Genomic DNA, 25,978 nt, shown 5'->3' on the forward strand with positions numbered 1-25,978 from the left:
CTACTTGACCTTCTCTGCGGCGGCGGCCAGCTGCGGCACGTAGCGGTCGAGCATCCACGGGATGCTGAGCACGCTGGGCGCGCTCGACGCCATCACGAACGACTCGCCCACGATGGGAGCGAAGCGCCCCTCCTTGACGTTCGGCAGGGCCGCGACGAGCGGGTCGGCGGTGAATGCGTCGACCGAGGATTGCTTGTCGAAGTACATCACCAGCAGGTCGGCGTCGATCTTCGAGAGGTTCTCGTAGCTGAGCTGGAAGAAGAAGCTGCCGTCGCCCGCCTTGGTGTCGAGGGTCTTCAGGCTCGGCGAGTTGGTCAGGCCGAGGTCGTTGAGCAGCTGCACGCGAGTGTCGGTTGCCCGGTAGACGTTGAGCACGCCGGGCTGGTTCGCCGCGCCGTACAGGAAGGTCTTGTCCTTCAGCACCGGGTACTTCGCTGCGAGGGAGGCGACCTTGTCCTGGGTCGCCTTCTTGAGCGCGGCGGCCTCCTTCGTCATCCCGAGCGCCTTGCCCACGATGTCGGTCTGGTCCTGCCAGCTCGTGCCCCAGGCCTGCTTGGGGTAGGCGACGACCGGGGCGATCTTGCTGAGGGTGTCGAAGTCGGTCTGGCTGAGGCCCGAGAGCGGCGCGAGGATCACGTCCGGCTTCGCCTTGACGAGCTCCTCGAAGGGCACCTGGTCGGTGTCGGCGCCGCTGAGCAGCTGCGGTGTCTTCGCGCCGAGCTTCTTCAGTTTCTCCGCGTCCCACGGCAGCACGCCGTCGCCGTCGCCGCCGTAGGTGAACTTGGGCATCGCGACCGGGACGACGCCCAGCGCGAGCGCCACGTCCTGCGCACCCCAGCCCCAGGTGGCGACCCGCTCGGGCGCCTTCTCGATCGTCGCGTCACCCAGCGCGCTGGTGACGGTGACCGGGAACGCCCCGGAATCGCTGCTCGCAGTGCCGGCCGCAGAACCGGATCCCGCGCTGCAGCCGGTGAGCGCCAGGGCCGCCGAGGCGACGATGGCGGATGCGATCAGGGCGATGCGCGACCGGCGGTGGCGACCGCGGGCGACGGGCTCGAGCATGACTCTCCTTCGGGAGGACGAACGGGGGATGTGGCCGGAATCGGCACGTTAGGCAAGCCTAACCTAACCCCTGGTTCGCTGTCGACTCGGGACGCGCTCAGTCCTCGACCGCCGCGATCCCGATGATCCCGGCGTCGGCCGCGCCCGCCTCGTACTCCCGGATCTCACCCTGCAGCTCGCGCAACGTCGAGCGCAGCGCGCGCTCCGCATCCAGCCCCTGGGCCTTGGCGGACGCGACGATCGCGAGCAGCAGCGAGCCGAGCTCGTCCTCCGATTCGACCTGCACTCCCCCGGCCGCCCCGAGCTCGAGCAGGCCCACCTTCTGCGCGCGGCCGAGCAGTTTGTCGGCCAGCGCCAGGGACGGCATCGCCTGGGGGATGCCGTCCAGAACGCTCGTGCGCGACGGTTTCTCCCGCCGCTTCAGGTCGTCCCAGAACTCGACGACGTCGTCGGCGGTCTCGGCCTTGCGGTCGCCGAAGACGTGCGGATGCCGGCCGACCATCTTCTGCGTCATGTGCTCGGCGACATCCTGGATGTCGAAGTCCTCACCCGGCGTGTGCGCAGCGATGTCCGAGTGGAAGAGCACCTGGTAGAGCACGTCGCCGAGCTCCTCGATCATGTCGTCGCGGTTGCCGGTCTCGATGGCCTCGATCAGCTCGTAGGTCTCTTCGAGGAGGTACTGCACCAGCGATTCGTGCGTCTGGTCGGCGTCCCACGGACAGCCGCCCGGACCGCGCAGCCGCTCCATGACCGCCACCAGCTCGTCGAGCTTCGTCGGCTGCGAACCCGCCTCTGCGGATGAGAAACTCAGGTCGGTCATCAGCCCTCCTCGTCAACACGTCCATCCTCTCACCGGGCAGGGCCTGCCCGGACTAGCCTGGCTGCATGGCAACCCGGATCGCTCGCATCACCATCTCCGTCGAAGACCTGTCCCGCGCCCTCGCCCTGTACCGGGACGTGATCGGGCTGGATCCCGTCTACGAGGTCGAGGGCCTCGCGATGCTGACGACCGACGCCGCAGCGCCGGCGGGGACCGCGACCGAGGTGCTGCTGCACCATCGCACGCCGAGCATCGGCGACTTCGCCGTCGCACCGAGCTTCGTCGTCGACGACGTCGACGCGGCGACGGGCGCCGCGGTCGAGACGGGTGCGACGGTCGTCGACGAGCCCGCCGACCAGGAGTGGGGCGAACGGCAGTCGGTGCTGCGCGACGCCGACGGCCACATCCTGTGCCTGGTGAGCCCGATTCGATAGACTCGCGTCCTGGTGTGCCGGGAAGTCTGGTCGGCGGGTGACGCGTCCGCGTCGCTCCACCGAACGACCCATGCCCGGCGTCCTGCCAGCGGCGTGAGATGGGCGAGACCGTCATGAGCATCATCCGATCCGAGCGCACCGCCGCCGGCCTCCTGCTGGGAGCCGCGGCGCTCGGCCTGCTGCTGGCCAACACCCCGATCGGGCACGACCTGCTCGACGTGCAGCACACGTACCTCGGCTTCGGTGACACGAAGCTGAGCGTCGGCCACTGGATCAGCGACGGCCTGCTCGCGATCTTCTTCTTCATCGTCGCCGTCGAGCTCAAGCACGAGCTCGTGGCCGGCGAGCTCAACAGCGCGAAGAAGGCGATCCATCCGGCGATCGCGGCCGTCGGCGGCGTCATCGTGCCCGCCCTGGTCTATCTCGTCTTCGCCGCCGGCAGTGGTCTCGGCGACGGCTGGCCCATCCCGACCGCGACCGACATCGCCTTCGCGCTCGGGGTGCTGGCGGTGTTCGGCCGCGGCCTGCCGAACCGCCTGCGGGTGTTCCTGCTCGCCCTCGCGGTGCTCGACGACCTGATCGCCATCCTGATCATCGCGGTGTTCTTCACCACCGACCCGAACCTGCTCGAGCTCGCTCTCGCCGCTGTCACGGTCGCCGCCTTCGGCCTGCTCAGCCGGTTCCTGCGTGGCCGGATGCGCGTGCCGATCGGTGTGCTCATGGTGCTGCTCGCCCTGCTCAGCTGGTGGCTGGTGTGGGATTCGGGCGTGCACGCCACGATCGCGGGCGTCGCGCTCGGCCTCGTCATGGCCAGGCGTCCGGCTGGACACGTGACACACGTGCTCGAGCCGTGGTCGAACGGGCTGATCCTGCCGCTGTTCGCATTCTCCGCGGCGCTCGTCGTGATCCCTCAGGTGTCGCCGTCGCAGCTCAGCCCGGCATTCTGGGGCATCCTCGTCGCGCTGCCCGTCGGCAAGCTGATCGGCATCACCCTCGGCGGCTGGCTGGGGTCGTTCACCCGACCGAAGGCCGAGCGGGGGCGCATCCCGTTGTTCGGGCTGATCACGATCGCGGCGCTCGGCGGCATCGGTTTCACGGTGTCGCTGCTGATGAACGAGCTGGCGTTCGCGGGCAGCGACCTGGTGCGCAGCGAGGGCACGCTGGCCGTGCTGCTCGGATCGGGTGTCTCGATCGTGCTGTCGGGGGTGATGGTGTCGGCGCTGGCGCGGCGGTACCGTCGCGCGCATCCGGTCGCGACGCGGGTGCATTCGGCGGAGGGGCACTGAGCCGCAGCGCTGAGCCTTCGTGGGCCTGTCGCAACTCCGGAAGAACCGGCCGACACGCCGAGCGGAGGCGCGTAACTCCGGAATTCTGGGCGATCCCTGCCCGCGATTCCGGAATTACGAACGGTCGCGTCAGGCGGTCGCTTCGGCGGCCGGCTCCGCCTCGGCGGGCTCCGGCGCGGGGAAGATCGACCCCAGCAGCGACGACACCCAGCCGATCAGCGCGGAATCGTCGAGCGCCTCGCCGTTCACGCGCGGCATCGGAACGGTGACCACTTTGGGAGCCGCGTGGTACTTGGCGCCCGGGTACATCCGCTGCAGGCGCACCTGGAGGGAATCCGGAAGGATCGCCGGAGACACCCGCAGGTTCGAGCCCATCGCGACCACCTCGCCCAGCCCCGCCCGCTGTGCGGCCAGGCGGAGGCGCGACACGGCGATCAGGTTCAGCACCGGCTCCGGCGGCTCGCCGTAGCGGTCGGTGAGCTCCTCGAGCACGGAGTCGATCTGGCCGGTCTTCGCGGCGGGCGAACTGGCGGTGGAGAGCTTCTGGTAGGCCTCGAGCCGTAGGCGTTCGCTGTCCACGTACTCCTCCGGGATGTGCGCGTCGACCGGAAGCTCCAGTCGCAGCTCGGTCTGCCCCTCCGCGACCTCGCCGCGGAACGTGCTGACCGCTTCGCCGATCATGCGCAGGTAGAGGTCGAATCCGACGCCGGCGATGTGGCCGGACTGCTCGCCGCCGAGCAGGTTGCCCGCCCCGCGGATCTCGAGGTCTTTGAGCGCCACCTGCATGCCGCTGCCCAGGTCGTTGTTGGCGGCGATGGTCGAGAGTCGGTCGTGCGCCGTCTCGCTCAGCGGCTTGTTCTCGTCCCAGAGGAAGTAGGCGTACGCGCGTTCGCGGCCACGGCCCACCCGGCCGCGCAGCTGGTGCAGCTGACTGAGACCGTACTTGTCCGCGCGGTCGATGATGATGGTGTTCGCGTTCGCGATGTCGAGCCCGGTCTCGATGATGGTCGTCGAGACCAGCACGTCGAACCGGCGCTCCCAGAAGTCGACGACGACCTGCTCGAGGGCGTGCTCGTTCATCCGGCCGTGCGCGACGCCGATGCGCGCCTCCGGCACCAGCTCGGCCAGCTTCGCCGCGGCGCTCGTGATGCTCCCGACCCGGTTGTGCACGAAGAACACCTGGCCCTCGCGCAGCAGTTCACGCCGGATGGCCGCAGCGACCTGCTTGTCGGAGTACGGCCCGACAAAGGTGAGGATCGGGTGCCGCTCCTCCGGCGGCGTCGCCAGCGTCGACATCTCCCGGATGCCCGTGACGGCCATCTCGAGCGTGCGTGGGATAGGCGTGGCGCTCATCGCGAGGATGTCCACGTTGGTCTTGAGCTTCTTGAGGGCGTCCTTGTGCTCGACGCCGAAGCGCTGCTCCTCGTCGATGATGACGAGTCCCAGGTCTTTCAGGGTGATGCCGTCGGCCAGCAGGCGGTGCGTGCCGATCACGACATCCACGGTGCCGTCGGCCATGCCGCGCAGCGTCTCGCGTGCCTCCTTGTCGGACTGGAAGCGGCTGAGGGCGCGCAGGTGCACCGGGAAGCCGGCGAAGCGCTCCTGGAAAGTCTCGAAGTGCTGCTTGACGAGCAGCGTCGTCGGAACGAGCATCACGACCTGCTTGCCGTCCTGCACGGCCTTGAAGGCCGCGCGCACCGCGATCTCGGTCTTGCCGAAGCCGACGTCGCCCGAAATGAGCCTGTCCATCGGGATCGGCCGTTCCATGTCGGCCTTGACCTCGTCGATGGTCTGCAGCTGGTCGTGCGTCTCCGCGAACGGGAACGCCTCCTCCAGCTCGCGCTGCCACGGGGTGTCCGGACCGAACGCGTGGCCCTTGCTCGCCATGCGTGCCGAGTAGAGCTTGACCAGCTCGACGGCGATGTCGCGCACCGCGCGGCGGGCGCGGCCCTTCGCCGCGGCCCAGTCGCTGCCGCCCATCTTGCTGAGCGGCGGCGCCTCGCCGCCGACGTAGCGGCTGAGCAGGTCGAGCTGATCCGTCGGCACGAACAGTTTGTCGCCCGGGTAGCCGCGCTTCGAGGGGGCGTACTCGAGCACGAGGTACTCGCGCTTCGACTTCACCGCGTTGCGGCCGCCGCTGGAGACCTCGCGCTGCGTCATCTCCACGAACTTGCCGATGCCGTGCGTCTGGTGCACCACGAAGTCGCCCGCTTTCAGCGCGAGCGGGTCGACGACGTTCTTGCGGCGCGTCGCGAGCTTCTTGACCTGACGGGAGTCGTAACCGATCGTGCGGCCGTAGAACTCCGCCTCGCTCAGCAGTGCGAGCTTGTCCTGCTCCACTTCGAATCCGTGCTCGACGGTGGCGCGCAGCAGGTATGCGACACCGGGCTCCGGATCGGCGGGGAACTCGTCGACCTGACGTGCGGGCAGCTCGGCCTCGGCCAGCACCTGCGCCGCGCGTTCGACGAGACCGGCGCCCTCGGCGACGATCGCGACCTTCCAGCCGTCGCGCAGTCGCGCGGCCACGTGCTCGATCGCGCCGTTCACGTTGCCCTGGAAGCTCGGCACCGCCTCGGCGGCGATCCGGATCTGCAGGTGCTCCTCGATCTCCCGCTCCTCCGGCAGGGTGTCGTCGATCTGGAAGCCGCTCATCGTCCACCAGGGGTGGTCGGGCGCCGGCTGTCCGGGAGCGCTGAACTTCGCGGAGTCGCGCAGCTTCTGAAGCGTGATGAAGTCGCCGGCCGCGAGGTCGATGGGCGCTGCTGCGCCGACCGTGGCCGCGCTCCAGGCCGCCGACAGGAACTCGCGGTTCGTCTCGGCGAGGCTCACCGCTCGGCTCGCGACGCGCTCCGGCGACAGCACGGCGATCGCCGCGCCGTCGGGCAGGTAGTGGGTCACCGGAACCAGCCGGTCGACGAGCGCCGGCGCGAGCGACTCCATGCCCTCCACGGGGATGCCCTCGCCGATCTTGGCGAGCATCCCGGACAGGCTCGGGAACTCGTGCTCCATCTCACGCGCGCGCTGCCGCACCGACTCGCTGAGCAGCAGCTCGCGGCTCGGCGGCATGGTCACCGACGGGATGGGCTCGGGCAGCGACCGCTGGTCCGCCACCGAGAACGCCCGGATCTGCTCGACCTCGTCGCCGAAGAAGTCGACACGGTACGGGTGCTCGGCCGTGGGCGGGAACACGTCGAGGATTCCGCCGCGCACGGCGAACTCGCCGCGGCGGGTCACCATGTCGACGCGGGCGTAGGCGAGGTCGACGAGCTGATGCGCCAGGCCGCCGAGGTCGAAGCCGCGGCCGCCGGCGGTGAGCTCCACCGGGGAGTAGTCGATGAGGTTGTCGGCCAGCGGCTGCAACGCCGCGCGCACCGAGGCGACGACGACGATGGGGGTGCTCTGGTCGCCTTGGGCCCAATCGGCGAGCCGGCGCAGGGCCAGCAGCCGCTTGCCGACGATCTCGGCGCTCGGGCTGAGACGCTCGTGCGGCAGCGTCTCCCAGGCCGGGAACTCGATGATCTCGGCGCCGGGGAGCACACAGCCCAGCGCGCCGCGGATGGACTCCGACTCGCGCCCCGTCGCCGTGATCACAAGGAGCGCCTGCGATGCACCGGCCGCGGCGCGTCTCTGCAGCAGTCCGGCGATCAGCGGCGCGCGGAGTCCGTCGGTGAGCGAGAAGTCGGCATCGCGAGCGGCCGACGCGAGGGCGTCGTGGAACGTGGAGGCGCGCGAAAGCGCTGCGATCAAGCCCTGCAGTATCACTCGCCCAAGTCTACGGTCACCCGCCGACACCGCGAGGGCTGGCGGTCAGATCCAGCCGTCGAGTGCGCGCATGAACCCGTCGAAGTCGTCGCGGGCGATCGTGTGACCGCTCCCGGCGACGACCCGCACCTCGAACCCGGAGGCGCGGAGGCGCTCGGCGAGCTCCGGCTTCACGAGCTGCGAGTTGTCGGCGAGCACCACGAGCGACGGCACGTGCATCGCTTCCGGCGCGCGCAGCGAGCCCGGCGTGATCAGGACCGGGATGACCGCAGGATCGAACGCCTTGAACGTCTCGACCTCGATCGCGACGTCCGCCGGGTCCCAGCGCGGGTTCTTCTTCGCGATCCGCACGGCCGACGCCCGGGTGAGGCTGCGCAGGAACGCCGGCGCGAGCATCCGCTGCCACCAGGTCAGCGCGGGGCCGGAGAAGGCGGGGTCGACGTAGATCGCGCGCTCCGGCTGGAGGTGCTCGATCGCGAGACTCACGGTCAGGCCGCCGAGCGAGTGGCCCATCACCAGCTCGGGACGCACCTGCACGGTGTCCACCACATCCTGGGCGAAGAGCTCGGCGGTGTACGCCGTCGCGCGGGGGCTGTGACCATGGCCGCGCAGGTCGACGGCGATCACGTGGTAGCCGCGGTCGGCGAGTGCCGGCCCGACCGTGCGCCAGTTGCGGGAGTCCGACATGACCCCGTGCACGAGCACTGCGTAGCGGTCGCCGCTGCCCCACTCGCGCGTGTACAACTTCATGATCGGAACTGTACCGCCGCGCACCTGTGCGCCGGCCGCGATTCCATAGCGGCCGGAAACTGACCGCTATCGGTCATACGGTGAAGCCATGGAAGCGAACGCACTGCCCGGCAGCAACCACTCATCACAACCGTGGATCGTCACGCGTGACACCTCCGCGCTCCTCGACTTCGTGATCGAGACCTTCGGCGCCACGGAGATCGCGCGCGTTCCGACCGAGGACGGCGGCATCGGACATGCCGAGTTCGTGATCGGCGACACCTGGCTGCTGGCCTTCGACTCGCAGCCCGATTGGCCGGCCACCCCGGCGATGCTGCGCGTCTTCGTCGACGACGCCACCGCCACGTTCGCGCGCGGCGTCGCGGCAGGCGCCGAGGTCATCACCGAACTCGACGATGCCGCGTGGGGCGACCGCGGAGGCCGCCTTCGCGACCCGCTCGGCAACATCTGGTGGGTGATCCAGCACGTCGAAGACGTCTCACCCGAGGAGATGAACCGCCGGTTCTCCGAACCGCGCTACGCCCGCTCCATGGAGCTCGCGCAGCAGACCCTCGACGCCGCGATGACCGGCAAAAGCGCCGGCTGGTCCAGCGCCCCCGTCGTCCTCTCGTCCCCGCCCACAACCAGCAGTTGAGGGGTGGCGAATCGGCCTAAACACGCCGAACGGAGCCGAATTCGCCACCCCTCAACGAAACACGACGCGAGCGTCAGCGAGCGGCGCGACGGGAGACGCGCGCGTCAGCGAGCGGTGTGGAAGCGCAGCTGCGCGGCGGTGAGCCCGTCCGAGGCGATCTGCTCGACCGCGTCGGCGGCATCCGCGAGCAGATTGGGCAGCGTCTTGCGCTCATCGGTGCTGAAGCCCTTGAGCACGTGGTCGGCCGCGCCCTGCGATCCGGGCGGGCGCCCCACGCCGACCCGCACGCGGGTGAAGTCGCCCGTGCCGATGGCGGCGATCACGTCGCGAACACCGTTGTGGCCGCCGTGCCCACCGCCCGACTTGAGCTTGATGGTGTCGTACGGGATGTCGAGCTCATCGTGCACCACGATCAGGTGCGACGGCTCGAGAGAATAGAAGCGCAGCAGCTGCGCGACCGGGCCACCGGACACGTTCATGAACGTGTTGGGCTTGGCCAGGATGAAACGCGGCCCGCCGGGGGTCAGACGACCCTCCGCGACGGTCGCGTTGGTCTTGTGGGTTTTGAAGGTGAGACGGCCGCGCTCGGCGAGCTCGTCGAGCACCATCTGGCCCACGTTGTGACGCGTGGCGGCGTAGCCGGGCCCGGGGTTGCCGAGCCCGACTACGAGCCAGGGTGAATCCATCGAGGTGAAACTAGGGGAGCCTACTCGGCGGCCGCTGCTTCGCCCTCGGCTGCCTCAGCCTCGGCGGCCTCGGTCGCAGCCTCTTCCTCGTCGCCACGCGCGGCGGCGGGGACGAGGACGTTGAGGATGAGCAGGTCGGGGTCTTCGGCCAGGGTGGCGCCCTTCGGAAGGGTGAAGTCCTTGGCGTGGAACTGCGTGCCCTCGGCGGCGTCGGTCACATCGAGAACGATGTTCTCGGGGATGTGGGTCGCCTCGACCTCGAGACGGAGGGTCGGGACATCCAGAACCGCGATGGTGCCGGGGAAGGGCTCGCCCTGCACGTGCACGGGGACCTCGACGGCGACCTTCTCGCCGCTCTTGATGACGATGAGGTCGAGGTGCTCGATGATCTGCAGCACGGGGTCCTTCTGCACGTCCTTGACTAGGGTCAGCTGGCCCTTGCCCGCGATGTCGATGTTGAGCACGGCGTTCGCCTTGCGCAGCAGCAGGCCGACCTGGTGGGCGGGGACGGTGATGTGCACGGGCTCGGTGCCGTGGCCGTAGATGACGGCGGGGATCTTGCCGGCAGCGCGGATCTTGCGCGCCGCACCCTTGCCGAAGCTGTCGCGGACCTCCGCGACGACCTTGTTGGACTCGTCAGCCATGAGTAACTCCTTGCCGGCGGGGCCGGCTGTCGGGCGAGCAGTGCTCGCAGTGTCTGGTTGTGTGTCGACTCGAACGCATCGTTCAGATGAAAGACGTGTGAGGAAAGACTGCGTAGCCTGCTCCACCGCGTCGATAACGGATGTCGCCCGGAGTCCCGCGCGCATCCCTCGCCGAAGTTCAGTGTGCAAGTCTACCGGATGCGCAGGGCGCTCGCCGCCGCGGCCGTGATCTCCTCTTCCGAGCGGTCGATGCCGACCCGGATGCCGGGCTCATCCGGCGCGAGCGGCTCCAGCGTCGCGAGCTGCGAGTCCAGCAGGCTCGGCGGCATGAAATGGCCCTCGCGCGCACCCATCCTGGCGCGCAGCAGCTCGGGCGAACCGTCGAGTTCGACGAACCGCGCCGTCGGCGCCTGGTCCAGGATGGCCGCCCGGTACACCCGGCGCAGCGCCGAGCAGGCGATGACCATTCCCGCAGGACCGGAGTCGGCGAGCGTGCGTCCGACGGCGGCCAGCCAGGGCCAGCGGTCCTCATCGGTGAGCGGGATGCCCGCCGCCATCTTGGCGACGTTGGCCGGCGGATGCAGGGCGTCGCCGTCGATGAACTCGGCCCCGAGGGACTCCGCCAACCGGTGTCCGATCGTGCTCTTCCCCGAGCCGGACACCCCCATCACCACCACGAGCGGACGCTCCACCGATCGCCCTCCGTCCGTCATCCGTGGTGCTTTCGTCACCAGTCGTGCATGGAGCCGTCGAGAAGACGGTTCACCGGCAAGTATGCCGCCTGATACGGGAACGAGTTCGCCACGACCTCGTCGTAGTCGACGCCCAGCCCCGGCTCGTCGCCCGGGATGAGCATCCCGTCTTCGAAGCTGTAGGTGGTGCGGAAGACCTCGTGCGTGTCGGCCGAGTGCTTCATGTACTCCTGGATCCCGAAATTCGGGATGGCGATGCCGAGGTGGATCGCGGCGGCGAGCCCGACCGGCGACACGTCCGTCGGCCCGTGCACCCCCGACTTGATCTGGTAGACGGCCGCGTAGTCGAAGATGCGCCGGAGTCCGGTGATGCCGCCGGCGTGCGTGACTGGGCTGCGAACGTAGTCGATCAGCTGCTCCTCGAACAGCTCGCGGTAGTCCCAGATCGTGTTGAACACCTCGCCGATCGCCAGCGGTGTGGTGGTGTGCTCGCGCACCCGGCGCAGCACGGCCTGGTTCTCGGCCGGCGTGACGTCTTCGAGCCAGAACAGGTCGTACGGTTCCAGCGACTTGCCGAGCTTGGCGGCCTGGATGGGCGTGAGCCGGTGGTGCGCGTCGTGCAGCAGCGGCAGCTCGGGGCCGAACTCGTTGCGCACCGCCTCGAACACGCGCGGCGCGTGCCGCAGGTAGGCGCGGGTGTCCCACTCCTCCTCGACGGGCACGGCGCTGCGCCGGGCCGGCTCGTGGTCGTAGCGCGAGGTGGTGCCCCCGGCGCCGGCCGCGGCGTTGGCCGACGAGGCGACGCCGTAGACCGAGCCGAGCCCCGGGATGCCCGTCTGCACGCGGATGGCACGGTAGCCCTGCTCCTGGTGGTCGCGGATCGAGTCGAACAGCTCGGGGAGCTCTGCGCCGCTCGCGTGCCCGTACACCAGGCAGCCGCGCCGGCTCTTGCCGCCGAGCAGCTGGTACAGGGGCAGCCCGGCCGACTTGGCCTTGATGTCCCACAGCGCCGTGTCGACGGCCGCGATCGAGGCCATCGTCACGGGACCGCGCCGCCAGTACGCACCGCGGTACAGGTATTGCCAGGTGTCTTCGATCCGGTGGGCGTCCCGGCCGATCAGCAGCGGCACGACGTGCTCGCTCAGGTAGGCGGCCACCGCCAGCTCGCGGCCGTTCAGCGTCGCGTCCCCCAGTCCGACGTAGCCGTCGTCGGTGGTGATGCGCAGCGTCACGAAGTTGCGGCCGGGGCTCGAGACCAGGACGTCGGCGGATGTGATTCGCATGTCAGTGTGCTCCTCGTAGTGATTCGGTCGTCAGAAAGGTCGTGGTGGCGCGGAGGGCGCCGAGTTGCTCGCGCACGAGATCAGGCAGGCTGCCGAGGTCGCCGTCCGGGGCGAGCTCGGCAACGGTCTCCGCCGCCAGCGCAGCGTCGTCGTCCGGATGCTGCCGGAGCCGCTCCGTCAGCGCCGCGGCGCCGGGATCGGCGGACTCGCCGCCGAGCAGGTGCAGGATCCACGCGGCGATCACGCCGGCCTGGGCGGCTCCCGGCTCCCGCCCGGCGTGCAGCCGGGAACGGGCAGGGTCGAGGATGCGCGGCCCGAGCTTCTGCGAACCGTCCGTGGCGATCTGCGCCAGCCGGTGCTCGATGCGCGCGTTCGTGAAGCGGTCCCGCAGGGCGGCGAGCGCGGCATCGACCGCCGCGTCGTCGAACGGCAGCTCCGTCCGCGCCTCCTGCCACAGGGCTTCGAGCGCGGTGGAGCACTGCTCGTCGGCCATCGCCTCGGCGACCGTCGCGTGGCCGCGCAGCAGCCCGAGGTAGGCCAAAAGCGAGTGCCCGGCGTTGAGCAGCCACAGCTTGCGGCGCTCGAACGGCTCGACGTCGTCGACGAACTGCGCCCCGCCCGCCTCCCAGCCGGGTCGGCCGGCGGGGAACGCGCCGCTCAGCACCCACTCGCTGAACGGCTCGGTCACCACCGGCGCCGCGTCGTCGACGCCGGTGAGGCGGAGCACCGTCTCGCGGTCGGCGTCCGTGGTCGCCGGGGTGATGCGGTCGACCATGGTGGAGACGAACGAGATCTCGTCGTCGATCCAGGCGGCGAGCGCGGGGTCGAGCCGGCGGGCGAGCCCGCTCACGGCGTCGGAGGTCACGGCGCCGTTGTGGGGCAGGTTGTCGCAGCTGACGACCGCGAGCGGGCCGGCCCCGGCATCGCGCCGGGCGCGCAGCCCGTCGACGATCCTGCCGGGTGCGGTGAACGCGCCGGCGCCGGAGCGCAGTCGTTCGAGATCGGCATCGAGGTCGCCGGACGGCGGCCGGTAGCCGGCCTCCGTCACGGTCAGCGTGAGCACGGCGACCGCCGGATCGGCCATGGCGCCCCGCCAGCGGTCGACGTCGCCGCCATCGTGCACCGACGTCACACTCTGGATCACGCCGGCCAGATCGCCGCCCGGGCCGCGCTCGACCAGCGTGTACACCGCATCCTGCGCGGCGAGCACCTCGGCGGCGCGCGGACTGCGGCCGGTGAAGGCGGCGATCCCCCACCCCTCGCCATCGGACGCGTCGTTCGCGCGCTGGGTGTACCAGGCCTGGTGCGCCCGGTGGAACGCACCGAGGCCGAGGTGCACCACCCGCACCGGATGGCGTTCCGTGCGCTGTGGCGACGTCATGTCGCGGCCACGCCGGCGAGGCTGCGCGAGCGCGCCTCCGACTCCCGCAGGTACGCGAGGTTGTCGCGGGTGCGCTCCTCGAGCGGAAGCTCCGTCGAGAAGTCTTCCGAGGTGACCCAGCCGTCGTAGCCGAAGGCGTGCAGTGCCGCGAAGTACGTGTCGACGTCGGCCTGACCGGCCCGCATCGTCGCCCACTCGTGCGACCAGCGCACCGTGCCGTCGGCCTCCGTCTCGCCCGCGACCCAGCGGACGTTCTTGACGTGCACGTGCGCCAGATAGGGGCCGAGCAGCTGGAAGGCGGCCAGCGGCGCCTCCTGCCCCTCGATCACCAGGTTGCCCAGGTCGTGGATCACGCCGACGTGCTCGGGGTCGAGGCCGTCGACCAGCCGGAACGCCGCCGAGGCGGATGGCGTGATCGTCTCGTGGTGCAGCTCGATCAGCGCCTTCACGCCGAGCTCGGCCGCGCGGGCGGCCGCACGGGCGATGTCGCGGCGCGTGGCGTCGAACAGCTCGCGGTAGTCGCCGGAGTCGCTGCGCGGCATGGCGACCCGCACCTGACGGGCGCCGATCTCGGCCGTGGCGGCGAGCATCCGGTCGACGTTCGCGTGGTCATCGGCGCGGGCGTAGCCGCCGATGCCGGAGAACTCCAGGCCCGATTCACGGGTGATCCTGGCGATCTCGGGAACGTCGCCCTCGAGGCCCTCGAGAGGCCAGGTCGCGCGGTTCCCCGCCCAGAAGCCGGGTTCCGGCGCCTCCGCCTGGTCGGTGACGCGCCACTCGATGCCGTCCCAGCCCTGGGACGCGAGGATGCGTGCCGCCTCCTCCGGCGTCCAATCGGGGGTCGACGCGGTGAAGACCGAGAACTTCATGATGCTGCTCCTCTCGCGATCGATGCATCCGGTTCGACTGCGTCCGTTCCGACGGCGTCCGGTGCGACCGCATCCGGCGCAGCGCCCGTCTTCACCTCGACATCGTCGAGCGCGCCCGAGAGCACGTCGCCGAAGGCGACCGGCCGGCCGAGTGTCGCCGACAGGTACACGGCGCGTACGACGGCCAGGGACACGAAGGCGTCTTCGACCCGCACGCCGGGCGCGCGGCCGTCGAGGATCGCGGACACGATGTCGCCGTACTGACGCAGATGGCCGACGATGAACTGGTCGGGCCCGCGGTCGCCGCCGCGCAGCTCACCGACCGGCACCAGCTCGGCGGCGCGGTTCACGACGCTCGCCCCGCTCGGGTCGAACGCGGCGGGGTCGGCGGCGCCGAAGTACTCGAGCTGGTCGTCGTCGATGATCGCCGAGCCGCGGTCGCCGTGCACGTGCAATCGCACCGAGAGCCCCGGATACGCGGCCGTCGTGGCGTGGATCACGGCGAGCGCGCCGGATTCGAACCGCACGGTGGCCACGGCGATGTCCTCCACCTCGACGCGCCCATGGGCGAGCAGAGCCGTCTGCGCGGAGATCTCGACCGGGCGGCCGAGGAACCAGACCAGCAGGTCGACCGTGTGCACGCCCTGGTTCATCACCGCGCCGCCGCCGTCGAGCTCCCACGTCCCCCGCCACTGGCCGGAGTCGTAGTAGTCCTGGCTGCGCCACCAGGCCACCGACGCGATGCCGCTGGTGAGGCGCCCGAAGGTGCCGTCGTGAGCGGCCTGCGCGACGACGACCGACGACGGGTCGAAGCGGTGCTGGCTGATCACGGAGACCACGAGCCCGTTCGCCTCCGCCTCACGGGAGAGCTCCAGGATGCGCCGGGCCCGCGCCATGCTGACGTCGAGCGGCTTCTCGATGACCACGTGCTTGCCTGCGGCCAGGGCCTCCTCGGCCAGCTGCACGTGGAGACCGCTCGGCGTGCAGATGACGACGACATCGACCGGGCTCGCAGCGATCGCGGCCGGCAGCGTCTGGTACTCCGCCGGGCGCTCGATGCCGAGTTCCGAGACGACCTGGTCGGCGAGCGCGCTCGCGGCGGCGGGCACGGCGTCCACCAGGGCCGTGATGGTGAGCGACGGGTTCCTGGCGATCGCCCGCGCGTGGTTGAGGCCGATGATGCCGCAGCCGACGATGGCGACGGCGAGCGGTGCGGACGGATCCGGTGTTGCCGATGTTGCTGGTGTTGCGGTGTCGCTCATCCGAGCTTCACTCCAATCTGGTCGGTGAGACGGCGGAGCGCACGGCCCGCACGGCCGAACGCCTCCGGTCCCGAGAAGCCGCCGAGGGCGTTGACGTCGGTGAGATGCGGCTCGAGCGAGGCGAAGCCGGTGTAGCCGTCGTCGCGCAAGGCGGTGAGGGTCTCGAGCAGCTGCCCGTCCCCCTCGCCGGCGGGCGTCACCTCGCCGGTCGCGCGCAGCGCGTCCTTCACCTGCAGGTACTCCAGGTGCGGTCGCAGCAGCCCGTAGCCGTCATCGAACGGGCGCTCGACCCCGACCTGCACGAAGTTCGCGCTGTCCCAGGCGAGCCGCAGGTGGTCCGAGCCGACCGTCTCGACGATGTCGAGGCAGCGCTCGGGGGTGTCGCCGTAGATGTCCTTCTCGTTCTCGTGCAGCAGCACGACGTCCGCCGCTTCTGCAGCGTCGGCCAGGGCGCGCATCCGCACCATCACGTCGTCGCGGATGCTCTCCACCGGCACGCTCTCGCCCCGGTAGAACGAGAAGAGCCGGATGTACCGCGAGCCGAGCGCGCGGGCAGCGGCGATCGCGCGTCCGAGCCGCTCGACCTCGTGCTCGACCGGGAGCGAGACATCGACCTTGCCGATCGGCGACGCGATCGCCGACACCCCCATCGAGCGCTCGGTGAGCACCTGCCGGAGCCGCTCGAGCTGCGCCTGGTCGAGGTCGACGACGTTGACCCCCCAGGCGCTGCGCACCTCGATGTGCCGGGCGCCGAGCGCCTGCAGCACCGCCGCCTGCACGATCGGGTCGGCGTCGATCTCGTCGCCGAATCCCGACAGGGTCCATGCGGTCATGTCACTCACTTCACTCCTCCAGAAGTCAGGCCACCCACGAGGTAGCGCTGGAATACGAGGTACAGCGCGACGACCGGTACGGCGCAGATGAGGGACGCAGCCATCATCTGCCCGTAGAGCGGGATCGCGCCACCCTCTTGGGTCGCCCCGAACACCTGCAGCGCCACGGCGGCGGTGCGGGTCTCCGGGTTGGTCAGGACGGAGGCGAACAGCACGTCGTTCCAGCCGAGCAGGAACGCGAAGATGCCGGACACCACGATGCCGGGCCAGCTCAGCGGCATCACGATCTGGGTCAGGATGCGCCAGGACGACGCGCCGTCGATGCGGGCGGCCTCCTCGAGGGCTTTCGGCAGCCCCCGGAGGTAGGTGACCATCACCCAGGTCGAGAACGGCAGGGCGAACGTCAGGTAGGTGATGAACACCGCCCAGCGCGTGCCGATGATCTGCACACCGAGCAGGCTGGCCGTCGACGAGAACAGCACGAAGACGGGCAGCAGCATGAGGGTGCCGGGGATGGACTGCAGACCGAGCAGCCCGCGGAGGAAGGTCAGCCTGCCGCGGAACTCGTAGCGCACCAGCACATAGGCGGTGGCGACCGCGAGGAACGCACAGACGATCGCGACGCCGCCGCAGACGATCACCGAGTTCATCAGCCCGGTGCCGAGGTCGACGGTCGTCCACACCTTCAGGTAGTTGTCGAGGTTCAGCTCCGTCGGGAAGAACGCGCCCGAGGCGACCGCGGCATCCGAATTCACGGATGAGAACAGCATGTAGACGACCGGGCCGAGCACGATGACCAGCAGCACGACGATGATCGTGACCAGCAGCGGGCGCGGCAGCAGCCGGGTGATGTCGGAGGACGACGGCTTGACGGTGGTCATCGCTTCTCCTCCTCTCCTGAGTCGAGTTTCACGGCCCGCAGGTAGACGAACAGCGGGATCGCGATGAGGATCAGCGAGCAGATCGCCATCGCGGCGCTGAGGCCGAAGCGGAAGCTCTGGAAGCTGGTGACGTAGGTGAGCACCGGCAGCACGTCCACATCGGCGGGAGCCGGCACGCCGAACAGCACGAACGGCAGCGTGAACGCGTTGATGTTGTGCAGGAACGCGATGATCAGCGCCAGCAGGATGGGTCCGCGCAGGTAGGGCAGGATCACGTAGCGCAGCTTGATCCACCACGTAGCGCCATCGATCGCCGCCGCTTCGTGCACCTCGTGGTCGACGCCCTGCAGGCCGGCGAGCACCAGCAGGTAGAAGAACGGCCACGACGTCCAGATCTGCACGATGATCAGCGACCAGTAGCTGAGCGGGCCGTTGAGCCACAGACCGGGATGCGCGCCCAGCGCACCGAGCGTCGAGTCGACGACGCCGCCCGGCTGCAGCATGGTGCGCCAGAGTGTGCCGACCACGAAGGCCGGGAGCACGTACGGGATCAGGAAGAGCGACCGCACCAGTGCGCGTCCACGGAACCGGTTCTGGGTGGCGAGGGCGGCGGCCAGGCCGATCGGCATCGTGACGACGGCGGCGATGAGGGCGAAGGAGACGCTGATGCCGACGGAGCGCAGCAGCGACGACGACGTGACCGCCTCGACGTAGTTCTGAAGCCCGATGAACGGGGCCTGGAGCCAGCTCTGCAGGGTGTACTGGTCGAGGTCGAGCGTCGACATGAGCACCGCCACGAGCAGCGGCACCACGATGATCAGAAGCATCAGGATGCCGCCGGGCAGCAGCATCCAGAGGGGACGGCCCCTCTCGTGACCGCGTCTGCGTGCCCGGCGGCCGCCCGCGGGGGTGTTCCCCGCGGGCGAACCGCTCTGGTCGCCGGCCTCGCCCGTGAGCGCGGCCACTGTTGTCTGCGACATGGGTGCGACCGGCTACTTCGCCTTGTCCAGCGAGCCTTGGGCCGTGGCCTGCGCCGCCTTCAGCTTCGCGTCCAGGTCGGACGACGAGACCGAGCCGCCGGAGAGCGACGGGATGGACTGCACCACCACGTTCACGAGCGCCAGCTGCGTGTCGCCCCAGGCTCCCGAGAACGGGGTCCCGAACGCCTTGGTGCCGGCATCGACGATCGGGCCGAGCAGTTCGTTGCCCTGCTCGATCTGCTTCGCCGCGTCGGCGTTGGTCGGCAGGTCGCCGAACGTCTTGGTGTACTTCACCTGGTTCTCGGTGCTCGTGAGCATCTTCACCAGCGCGAACGCGAGGTCCTGGTTCTTGGAGTACTTGGCCACGACCATGTTGTCGCCCGAGATGATCGTCGCGGCGGCCTTGCCGTCGCTCGGCAGCGAGGTCTCCCCCGGCGGGATGGTCGGCATCACGGCGTAGGCGTACTTGCCCGCGACGCTGGACTTGTCGAGCGTGACCTGCGACGACGACGAGACCATCGGCAGGTAGGCGGCCTTGCCCGCGGCGAAGGCTGCGACGGCCTGCGCGTTCTTCCAGCCGATGGCGGCCGGGTCGACGACCTTGTCGTCGCTCATCCAGCCGAAGTACGTCTCGTAGGCCTTCTTGACGGCGTCGTCGTCGATCGTGGCCTTCTTGTCCTTCAGATCGAGGATCGTGTTGCCCTGCTGCATCGCCATGGCCCAGATGAACTTCCACGGGTCGAAGCTGTCGGCGTACGCGATGGCCATGCCGTGCACGCCGCCGCTGGTGAGCTTCTTCGCCTGCTCGGCGAGGCCGTCCCAGGTGTCGGCCGGCTTGTCGATGCCGGCGGCCTTGAGCAGGTCCTTGTTGTACGCCATGACGAACGGACGGCTGAGGAACGGGATGCCCACCTCGTTCTTCTCGTCGGGCCCGGAGATGCCGAGCGTCGCCGGGACGAACCGGTCGCGGCCGCCGATCTTCTTCCAGTCGTCGTCCGTGAGCTTCACGAACGCGCCGGTGGAGTACGCGGTGGGGGTGAACGTGGTGCCGAGGTCGTAGATGTCCGGGCCCTGGCCGCTGAGCACCGAGGTCTGGATCTTGGTGAGCTCGTCGTTGGCCGAGGCGAACGTCTCGAACTTCACCGTGGCGCCGGTCTCCTTCTGGAACTGTGCGGAGACATCCTTGAACCACTGCTGCTGTTCGGTGGGGTAGAGCGTGTTGGCGGCGATCATGACGTCGAGCGTCTTGCCTTTGCCGTCGAGACCTCCGGAACCGGAGTCGGAGTTGTTGCTGGAGGAGCAGCCGCTCAGGGCCAGGCCGATGACGGCGAGGCCGGCGACCGCGCCGAGCGCGATACGTGATCTCATTCGTGACTCTCCTTTGAGACAGGGACGTGAGTGTCCGTCACCCCCGTTGTGGTGCGACCGGAGACGACAGTGCAGGACTCTATGCAGAGTGGCAAGGTGAAGGCAACCGATTGCCAAAAATTGCCAACGTGTGCTGTGATGACGTCATGCAACCTCTCGCCGGAGCGGGGTCCGAGCGCCCCGCGACCCTCGCGGACGTCGCCGCCGCGACCGGTCTCGCCACCTCGACGGTGTCGCGCGCCCTGTCGAACCCGGGCCGGGTCAACGCCCTGACGCGCGAACGGATCGAGCTCGCCGCGCGCGAGCTGAACTACATCCCGAACGCGCAGGCACGCGCCCTCACCAGTGGCAGGACCCGGGCGATCGCCGTACTCGTCAGCGACGTGACGAACCCCTTCTACTTCGGCATCATCCGGGGCACCCAGCAGCAGCTCAAGGCCGCCGGCTACACGCAGATCCTGGTCGACACCGAGGAGTCGGACGAGCTCGAAGACGGGATGCTGCACAAGCTGCGGCGTTCGTTCGACGGCGCGATCCTGGCTGCCTCCCGTCTCACCGACCGGCGGCTCACCGCCCTCGCGGCCGAGGTGCCGCTCGTCGCGATCAACCGCCAGACCCGCGGCGTGCCGAGCGTCTTCATCGACACCCCCAACGGGATCGAGCAGGCGATGGGCCACCTCGTCTCGCTCGGGCACACCGACATCGCCTACGTCAGCGGACCCGAGACGTCGTGGCCGAACGAGGGCCGCTGGCGCGCGATGGTCAAGGCCGCCCAACGCTACGACATCGAGGTGCGGCGACTCGGTCCGTTCGCTCCGCGCCAGTACGCGGGGGCGGCCGCCGCCGACGCGATCCTGCACGCCGGCGTCACCGCGTGCGTCGCGTTCAACGACCTCCTGGCCATCGGGATGCTCGCCCGGTTCCGCGAGCGCGGCGTCGATGTGCCGGGCGACGTGAGCATCGTCGGCTGCGACGACATCTTCGGCGCCGACTTCTGCAACCCGCCGCTCACCACCCTGACCGCCCCCATCGAGCAGGCGGGCCGCACCGCGGTCTCGATGCTCCTCACCCACCTCGACGGTGCACGGGTCGGCGTCCGCCAGACGGCGACCCTGCCGACGCATCTGACGGTGCGCGACTCCACCGGCCCCGCCCCGTCGTCCCCTCCCCAGAAAGGACGCGCATGACCGCGCTCGCACCGCATCCCGACCGCCTGTTCCCGGCCGATCCGGGAGAACGCGCCCTCGCCAGGCGGCTGCACGCGTCGGTCGCCGACGCCCCGATCTACTCCCCGCACGGACATGTGGACGCCCGGATGCTGCTCGACGACGAGCCGTTCCCCGACCCGGCCGCCCTGCTGATCACCCCCGACCACTATGTGACCAGGATCCTGCACGCGGTCGGCGTCCCCCTGGACGAACTCGGGCTCTCCCGGCCGGGAGCGGCCCCCACGGCATCCGGTCGCTCGATCTGGCGCCGGCTCTGCGAGAACTGGGACGCCTTCCTCGGCACACCCGTGCGGTTCTGGTTCGAGTCCGAGTTCAGCGAGGTGTTCGGGCTGACCGAGCAGCCGTCTGCGGCGAACGCCGACGCCCTCTACGACCAGTTGGCGGAGACCCTGGCGCGGCCGGAGTTCCGCCCGAGGGCCCTGTTCGATCGCTTCCGCATCGCCGTGCTCGCGACCACCGACGATCCGGCCGACGACCTCGCGGCCCACCTGGCGCTCCGCGACGACCCCACGTTCACCGGACGTGTACTGCCGACCTTCCGCGCCGACCGGTACATGCACCCGGATGAGCCGACCTGGCGCGGCAGACTCTCCGCACTCGGCGAGCGCGCCGGGGTCGACACGTCGTCGTACGAGGGGCTGCTCGCCGCCCTGCGCGCCCGGCGGCAGGCCTTCATCGCCGCGGGCGGCACGGCGACCGACACGGGCGTCATCGACGCCGGCAGCGAGCCGCTCCCGACCGCGGAGGCCTCGCGCATCCACCGGGCGGCCCTCGACGGCTCCCTCACCGCCGCCGAAGCGGTCGCCTACCGCCGCAACATGCTCTACCGGCTGGCCGAGATGGCGAGTGAAGACGGCCTCGTCATGCAGCTGCACCCCGGCGTCATCCGCAATCACCACCGGCCCACCTTCGACGCCTTCGGGCCGGACACCGGGCACGATCTGCCGGCGGTCGGCGCGTTCACCACACCCCTGACACCGATCCTCCGGGACTTCGGCACCGACCCGACGTTCCGGCTGGTGCTGTTCACGGTCGACGAGACGACCTTCTCACGCGAGATCGCACCGCTCGCCGGCTTCTATCCGTCGGTCTACGCCGGCGCTCCGTGGTGGTTCCTCGACACCCCCGCCGCGATCCTGCGCTACCGGCAGGCGATCACCGACAGCGCCGGCTTCACCAAGACCAGCGGGTTCATCGACGACACCCGGGCGTTCTGCTCGATCCCGGCCAGGCACGACATGTCCCGCCGGGTCGATGCCTCGTACCTGTCGTCGCTCGTCGTCTCCCACCAGCTCACCGAAGAGGATGCCTTCACGATCGCCGGGCGCCTGGTGTCCGACATCCCGCGCTCGACGTTCCGGCTGGGCTGACCGCGACCGGTGCGGACGGCCGTCCGCCCCGTAGCCTGCGCAACATTCGGGCGGCCGGTTCCGCCGCCGCACTACGCTGGAACAAAGCTCGTCGTTAAGGAGAAAACGTGCCTGAGAACGCCAGTGCAACAGCCAATATCGGTGTCGTGGGTCTGGCGGTGATGGGGTCGAACCTGGCCCGCAACCTCGCGTCACGCGAGGGCAACACCGTCGCCGTCTACAACCGCACCTACGCGCGCACCGAGGAGCTCATCACCGAGCATCCCGAGGCCGGGTTCGTCGCCTCCGAATCGATCGACGACTTCGTCGCCTCGCTGACGAAGCCCCGCACGGCGATCATCATGGTGCAGGCCGGCAAGGGCACGGATGCCGTCATCGAGCAGCTCGTCGAGCGGTTCGAGCCGGGCGACATCATCGTCGACGGCGGCAACGCGAACTTCCACGACACCATCGAACGCGAGAAGCGCATCGCGCCGACCGGCATCCACTTCGTCGGCACCGGCATCTCCGGCGGCGAGGAGGGCGCGCTGAAGGGCCCGTCGATCATGCCGGGCGGCTCGGAGGAGTCGTACGAGACTCTCGGCCCCATCCTCGAGTCGATCGCCGCTGTCGCGGAGGGCGAGCCGTGCGTCACGCACGTCGGCACCGACGGCGCAGGCCACTTCGTGAAGATGATCCACAACGGCATCGAATACGCCGACATGCAGCTCATCGCCGAGGCGTACGACCTGCTGCGCACCGTCGGCGGGCTCGAGCCGGCCGCGATCGCCGACGTCTTCACCGAATGGAACAAGGGCTACCTCGAGTCGTATCTGATCGAGATCACCGCCGAGGTGCTGCGTCAGGTCGACGCCGAGACGGGCAAGCCGTTCGTCGACATCGTGCTCGACCAGGCCGGGTCCAAGGGCACCGGCGTCTGGACCGTGCAGAACGCGCTCGACCTGGGCGTTCCCGTCGGCGGCATCGCCGAGGCCGTGTTCGCCCGAGCCGTCTCGTCCAAGCCCGCGCAGCGCGAGGCTGTGCAGAAGGTCGTCACGTCCCGTCCCGACGTGCAGAAGGTCGACTCGTCGTTCGCAGACGACGTCTCCAAGGCTCTCTATGCGTCCAAGGTCGTCGCGTACGCCCAGGGCTTCGACGCGATCATCGCCGGCGCCGAGAAGTACGGCTGGAACATCAACAAAGACAAGATCGCCAAGATCTGGCGCGGCGGTTGCATCATCCGCGCCCAGTTCCTCAACCGGATCGCCGACGCGTACGACGAGAACCCCGACATCGCCACGCTGCTCGAGGCCCCGTACTTCGCCGACGCGGTCGCAGAGGGAGAGGCGGCCTGGCGTCGCGTCGTCTCCACGGCTGCGCTCTCCGGCGTTCCGATCCCCGGCTTCGGTGCCGCCCTGTCGTACTACGACTCGCTCGCCGTCCCCCGCCTGCCCGCCGCCCTCGTTCAGGGACAGCGCGACTTCTTCGGCGCCCACACCTACAAGCGCGTGGACAAGGAAGGCACCTTCCACACCCTGTGGTCCGGCGACCGCACCGAGATCGAGACCGAAGGCTCGAGCCACTAGCGTGCGCGAGCCCGCCTGGCGCCAGGAAGGTGACGAGCCGGACTACCGGTTCTCGCTCGCGAACGAGCGCACCTTCCTGGCCTGGGTGCGCACCGCGCTCGCACTGCTCGCCGGCGGCGTGGTGCTCGAGCAGTTCTCGGCGCACATCGGGCCGCACGTCGTCGTGGTGATCCTCGCCGTCGCGCTCGGCGTGCTCTCGGCGGTGCTCAGCGTGATCGCGTACGTGCGCTGGCGGGCCAACGAGATCGCCATGCGGCACGGGCGGCGTCTGCCGTCGACGGTCGCCATCCCGTTGCTGTCGGCGATCGTGCTGGCCGTCGCGGCCGTGATCGCGGTGCTGCTGGCGCTGCCATGACGACTCCGCCGGCCGACGCGGCGGACGCGTTCCCCGCTCGCGACCCCGGCCTGCAGGGCGAGCGCACGGCGCTGTCGTGGAGCAGGACGGCGCTGGTGATCGTGGTGAACGCGCTCCTGTCGCTGCGCAGCGGATTCGTCTCCGACCAGCCGGCGCTCATCGTCGTCGGCGTCATCCTGATCGGCGCCGCCATCGCGGCGGTGATCTACGGCAACCATCGGGGCCGTGCCCTCTCCGGGCACACGCGGCACCTGCCGACCGCCGCGCCTGCGCTCGCGCTCGCGCTGGCCGCCGCGACCACGCTCCTGGCCTGCGCCGCCGGCATCGCCTCCGTGCTCGTCGCCCACTGAGCTCGTCGCCCACTGAGCTCGCGGTTCTCGTGCGCGGGAACTTGCGCCCACGGCGGAACGCGCTGAGACTCGGAGCATGACCTTCGACGATCACCCGGAGCTCGCCGGCTACGAGCCGGTCGAGCGGCCCCTCCGCGGCCGCCGGATGATCATCGCCACGCGCGTCGTCGTGGTGCTCGGCCTCATCGCGCTCGTGGCGCCCGGGGTGCTGATCACGATCAGCTTCGCGAGCGCCACCGCCTCCAACACCTGCGCCGTGTACGTGCACCACTACGCACCGGATGCGCTGGACTCGTCGGCGCGCTTCGAACTGTTCGCGCCCGCCGGTCCCGGCTGGCAGTGCTACGCACTCAACACCGAGGGTGACGCCACCTTCGTGGCCCCGCTCGGCCTCATCCCGTCCACCCCGCGGCCGTTCCCCGCCGAGAACAGCGCCACATCCTGACGCGCGGGCAGCGTCAGGCGGACAGCGCGTCCCACGCGAACGACGCGAGCCAGTGCGACGACATGAACTCGGTCGTCACCACGGCGCCGAGACCGGCGTCGAGAAGCCGCGCGCTCGCTTCGCGCAGCATCGGCACGAGGTCGGCCGAGCCGGCGCCGCCGCTCTCCTCCAGCGCGTCCGCGATCCGCGCGAGCTGAGCCGCACGCGAGAGGTTCAGGCCGTGCAGGTGCACCTGGTACCCGTCGGTCTCGTCCACGACCCGCGCCGGCTGCAGTACGGTCGACTCCGGCGTGAGCCCCGGCAGGAACGCCGCGAACCAGCGGGCGAACGCGTCCGGCGCCAGCATCCGGCGCATCAGGTCGGCCTCGCTCAGGCCGGCCGAGAGGAAGTCCTGCCCGCTGCGCTCCCACTCGTGCGGCCATGCCGCATCGGCGGCGAACCAGCGTCGCGCCGCCTCCTCGCAGACGGCGGCCGCGCGTTGGCGGCCGGTCGCGCGGAACGCGTCCAGCAGCATCCCGAGCCCGAACGCGGTGTTCGTGTGCACCCCGTGGCGCACCGGCCAGTCCGTCACCGCCACCCACCGCGACACGAGGTCGGCCAGCGCGTCCAGCGCCGGGTCGAGCGCGGAGGCCCAGCGCCGCGCATCGGGATCGTCCGAGGTCGCGCAGGTGGCCGCGAGCCGGGCGAGCCACGCCCAGCCGTACGGCCGCTCCCAGCCCGGGTTCGCCCGCAGATAGGCGATCTCGACCGACAGGTTCTCCGGCGTCAGCGAGCGGTCGAGCGCGCTCCGCAGAGCGGCGTCGCGCTCATCGTCCAGCCCGGACCCGAGCAGCGAGACGCCCAGCCAGTGCATATGAACGCAGGAGTGCCAGTCGAACGACGTGAAGAAGGACGGATGCAGCTCACGCGGGGTCGTGCGAGCGTCCGCGTCGTCGAGGGCAGCGTGATGCGCAGCGTACGGGTACGGCCTCGAGAGGTTGTCGAGAACGATGTCGGCGTAGCCGGGGGCACGCGGAGCACGTCGGTCCTGCACGGTC

Annotated in this window: 25 protein-coding genes; 9 read left to right on the forward strand and 16 right to left on the reverse strand. The window is 70.0% G+C overall.

Translation table 11 applies throughout. The features are described 5' to 3' along the window. Positions 1-1,062: an iron-siderophore ABC transporter substrate-binding protein gene (locus AC1DB1_RS12080; protein ID WP_477200935.1), complete on the reverse strand. Its 1,062-nt coding sequence runs from the start codon at positions 1,060-1,062 to the stop codon at positions 1-3. A gap of 97 nt (positions 1,063-1,159) precedes the next feature. Further along, positions 1,160-1,882, reverse strand: coding sequence for a nucleoside triphosphate pyrophosphohydrolase (locus tag AC1DB1_RS12085; RefSeq protein WP_271175270.1), 723 nt, complete (start codon positions 1,880-1,882; stop codon positions 1,160-1,162). A gap of 65 nt (positions 1,883-1,947) precedes the next feature. On the opposite strand from AC1DB1_RS12085, the gene AC1DB1_RS12090 reads away from it, so the two are divergent. After that, positions 1,948-2,316, forward strand: coding sequence for a VOC family protein (locus tag AC1DB1_RS12090; RefSeq protein WP_477200936.1), 369 nt, complete (start codon positions 1,948-1,950; stop codon positions 2,314-2,316). 113 nt (positions 2,317-2,429) lie between these two features. Further along, positions 2,430-3,602: a Na+/H+ antiporter NhaA gene (gene nhaA, locus AC1DB1_RS12095; RefSeq protein ID WP_477200937.1), complete on the forward strand. Its 1,173-nt coding sequence runs from the start codon at positions 2,430-2,432 to the stop codon at positions 3,600-3,602. Positions 3,603-3,731: 129 nt separating this feature from the next. On the opposite strand, the gene mfd is transcribed toward nhaA, so the two are convergent. Together mfd and AC1DB1_RS12105 are read right to left on the reverse strand one after the other, a co-directional pair. Next, positions 3,732-7,364: a transcription-repair coupling factor gene (gene mfd, locus AC1DB1_RS12100; RefSeq protein WP_477200938.1), complete on the reverse strand. Its 3,633-nt coding sequence runs from the start codon at positions 7,362-7,364 to the stop codon at positions 3,732-3,734. A 45-nt stretch (positions 7,365-7,409) separates the two neighbouring features. Further along, on the reverse strand, positions 7,410-8,114 hold the full coding sequence (locus tag AC1DB1_RS12105) for an alpha/beta fold hydrolase (protein ID WP_477200939.1): 705 nt from the start codon (positions 8,112-8,114) through the stop codon (positions 7,410-7,412). Positions 8,115-8,202: 88 nt separating this feature from the next. On the opposite strand from AC1DB1_RS12105, the gene AC1DB1_RS12110 reads away from it, so the two are divergent. Further along, positions 8,203-8,748: a VOC family protein gene (locus tag AC1DB1_RS12110; RefSeq protein ID WP_477200940.1), complete on the forward strand. Its 546-nt coding sequence runs from the start codon at positions 8,203-8,205 to the stop codon at positions 8,746-8,748. Between the two features lie 104 nt (positions 8,749-8,852). Here AC1DB1_RS12110 and pth read toward each other — a convergent pair whose 3' ends face one another. The 11 genes from pth to AC1DB1_RS12165 form a co-directional block, all read right to left on the reverse strand. After that, positions 8,853-9,434 (reverse strand): aminoacyl-tRNA hydrolase, encoded by a 582-nt coding sequence (gene pth, locus AC1DB1_RS12115; RefSeq protein WP_271175277.1) that lies wholly within the window; start codon positions 9,432-9,434, stop codon positions 8,853-8,855. 20 nt (positions 9,435-9,454) lie between these two features. Next, entirely contained in the window at positions 9,455-10,078 is a 624-nt protein-coding gene (locus AC1DB1_RS12120) for a 50S ribosomal protein L25/general stress protein Ctc (protein ID WP_271175278.1), read from the reverse strand. 191 nt (positions 10,079-10,269) lie between these two features. Further along, on the reverse strand, positions 10,270-10,809 hold the full coding sequence (locus AC1DB1_RS12125; protein ID WP_477200941.1) for a gluconokinase: 540 nt from the start codon (positions 10,807-10,809) through the stop codon (positions 10,270-10,272). Continuing rightward, entirely contained in the window at positions 10,806-12,053 is a 1,248-nt protein-coding gene (gene manD / locus AC1DB1_RS12130; protein WP_271175279.1) for a D-mannonate dehydratase ManD, read from the reverse strand. The genes AC1DB1_RS12125 and manD overlap by 4 nt, the downstream gene beginning before the upstream one ends. A 1-nt stretch (position 12,054) precedes the next feature. Continuing rightward, positions 12,055-13,434, reverse strand: a complete 1,380-nt coding sequence (locus AC1DB1_RS12135) for a mannitol dehydrogenase family protein (RefSeq protein ID WP_477200942.1) — start codon at positions 13,432-13,434, stop codon at positions 12,055-12,057. Beyond that, positions 13,431-14,303: a sugar phosphate isomerase/epimerase family protein gene (locus tag AC1DB1_RS12140; RefSeq protein ID WP_477200943.1), complete on the reverse strand. Its 873-nt coding sequence runs from the start codon at positions 14,301-14,303 to the stop codon at positions 13,431-13,433. Before AC1DB1_RS12140 ends, AC1DB1_RS12135 begins: the two co-directional genes overlap by 4 nt. Further along, complete coding sequence (locus AC1DB1_RS12145; RefSeq protein ID WP_477200944.1) at positions 14,300-15,565, reverse strand: Gfo/Idh/MocA family protein; 1,266 nt, start codon at positions 15,563-15,565, stop codon at positions 14,300-14,302. The genes AC1DB1_RS12140 and AC1DB1_RS12145 overlap by 4 nt, the downstream gene beginning before the upstream one ends. After that, positions 15,562-16,398: a sugar phosphate isomerase/epimerase family protein gene (locus AC1DB1_RS12150; protein WP_271175746.1), complete on the reverse strand. Its 837-nt coding sequence runs from the start codon at positions 16,396-16,398 to the stop codon at positions 15,562-15,564. Before AC1DB1_RS12150 ends, AC1DB1_RS12145 begins: the two co-directional genes overlap by 4 nt. A gap of 5 nt (positions 16,399-16,403) precedes the next feature. Next, a complete protein-coding gene (locus AC1DB1_RS12155; protein ID WP_271175283.1) occupies positions 16,404-17,279 on the reverse strand; it encodes a carbohydrate ABC transporter permease in 876 nt (291 codons plus the stop codon). Beyond that, positions 17,276-18,259 carry a carbohydrate ABC transporter permease gene (locus tag AC1DB1_RS12160; RefSeq protein WP_271175284.1) on the reverse strand — a complete coding sequence of 328 codons (984 nt, stop codon included), beginning with the start codon at positions 18,257-18,259 and terminating at the stop codon, positions 17,276-17,278. Before AC1DB1_RS12160 ends, AC1DB1_RS12155 begins: the two co-directional genes overlap by 4 nt. A gap of 12 nt (positions 18,260-18,271) precedes the next feature. Beyond that, entirely contained in the window at positions 18,272-19,627 is a 1,356-nt protein-coding gene (locus tag AC1DB1_RS12165) for an ABC transporter substrate-binding protein (protein WP_271175285.1), read from the reverse strand. 146 nt (positions 19,628-19,773) lie between these two features. Here AC1DB1_RS12165 and AC1DB1_RS12170 point away from each other — a divergent pair, with 146 nt between their 5' ends. From AC1DB1_RS12170 to AC1DB1_RS12195, 6 genes are all read left to right on the forward strand, one after another. After that, positions 19,774-20,814 (forward strand): LacI family DNA-binding transcriptional regulator, encoded by a 1,041-nt coding sequence (locus AC1DB1_RS12170; protein ID WP_271175286.1) that lies wholly within the window; start codon positions 19,774-19,776, stop codon positions 20,812-20,814. Further along, positions 20,811-22,226 carry a glucuronate isomerase gene (uxaC, locus tag AC1DB1_RS12175; protein ID WP_477200945.1) on the forward strand — a complete coding sequence of 472 codons (1,416 nt, stop codon included), beginning with the start codon at positions 20,811-20,813 and terminating at the stop codon, positions 22,224-22,226. The genes AC1DB1_RS12170 and uxaC overlap by 4 nt, the downstream gene beginning before the upstream one ends. A 107-nt stretch (positions 22,227-22,333) precedes the next feature. After that, positions 22,334-23,791 (forward strand): NADP-dependent phosphogluconate dehydrogenase, encoded by a 1,458-nt coding sequence (gndA, locus tag AC1DB1_RS12180; RefSeq protein WP_271175288.1) that lies wholly within the window; start codon positions 22,334-22,336, stop codon positions 23,789-23,791. A gap of 1 nt (position 23,792) precedes the next feature. Beyond that, positions 23,793-24,146, forward strand: a complete 354-nt coding sequence (locus AC1DB1_RS12185; RefSeq protein WP_271175289.1) for a YidH family protein — start codon at positions 23,793-23,795, stop codon at positions 24,144-24,146. Next, positions 24,143-24,496: a DUF202 domain-containing protein gene (locus AC1DB1_RS12190; protein ID WP_271175290.1), complete on the forward strand. Its 354-nt coding sequence runs from the start codon at positions 24,143-24,145 to the stop codon at positions 24,494-24,496. Before AC1DB1_RS12185 ends, AC1DB1_RS12190 begins: the two co-directional genes overlap by 4 nt. Before the next feature lie 76 nt (positions 24,497-24,572). Then, positions 24,573-24,941 carry a hypothetical protein gene (locus AC1DB1_RS12195; protein WP_271175291.1) on the forward strand — a complete coding sequence of 123 codons (369 nt, stop codon included), beginning with the start codon at positions 24,573-24,575 and terminating at the stop codon, positions 24,939-24,941. Between the two features lie 13 nt (positions 24,942-24,954). Here AC1DB1_RS12195 and AC1DB1_RS12200 read toward each other — a convergent pair whose 3' ends face one another. After that, positions 24,955-25,974, reverse strand: a complete 1,020-nt coding sequence (locus AC1DB1_RS12200; protein ID WP_477200946.1) for a DUF2891 family protein — start codon at positions 25,972-25,974, stop codon at positions 24,955-24,957. Positions 25,975-25,978: the final 4 nt, after the last annotated feature.

Source organism: Leifsonia sp. 10N434 (assembly GCF_056394405.1).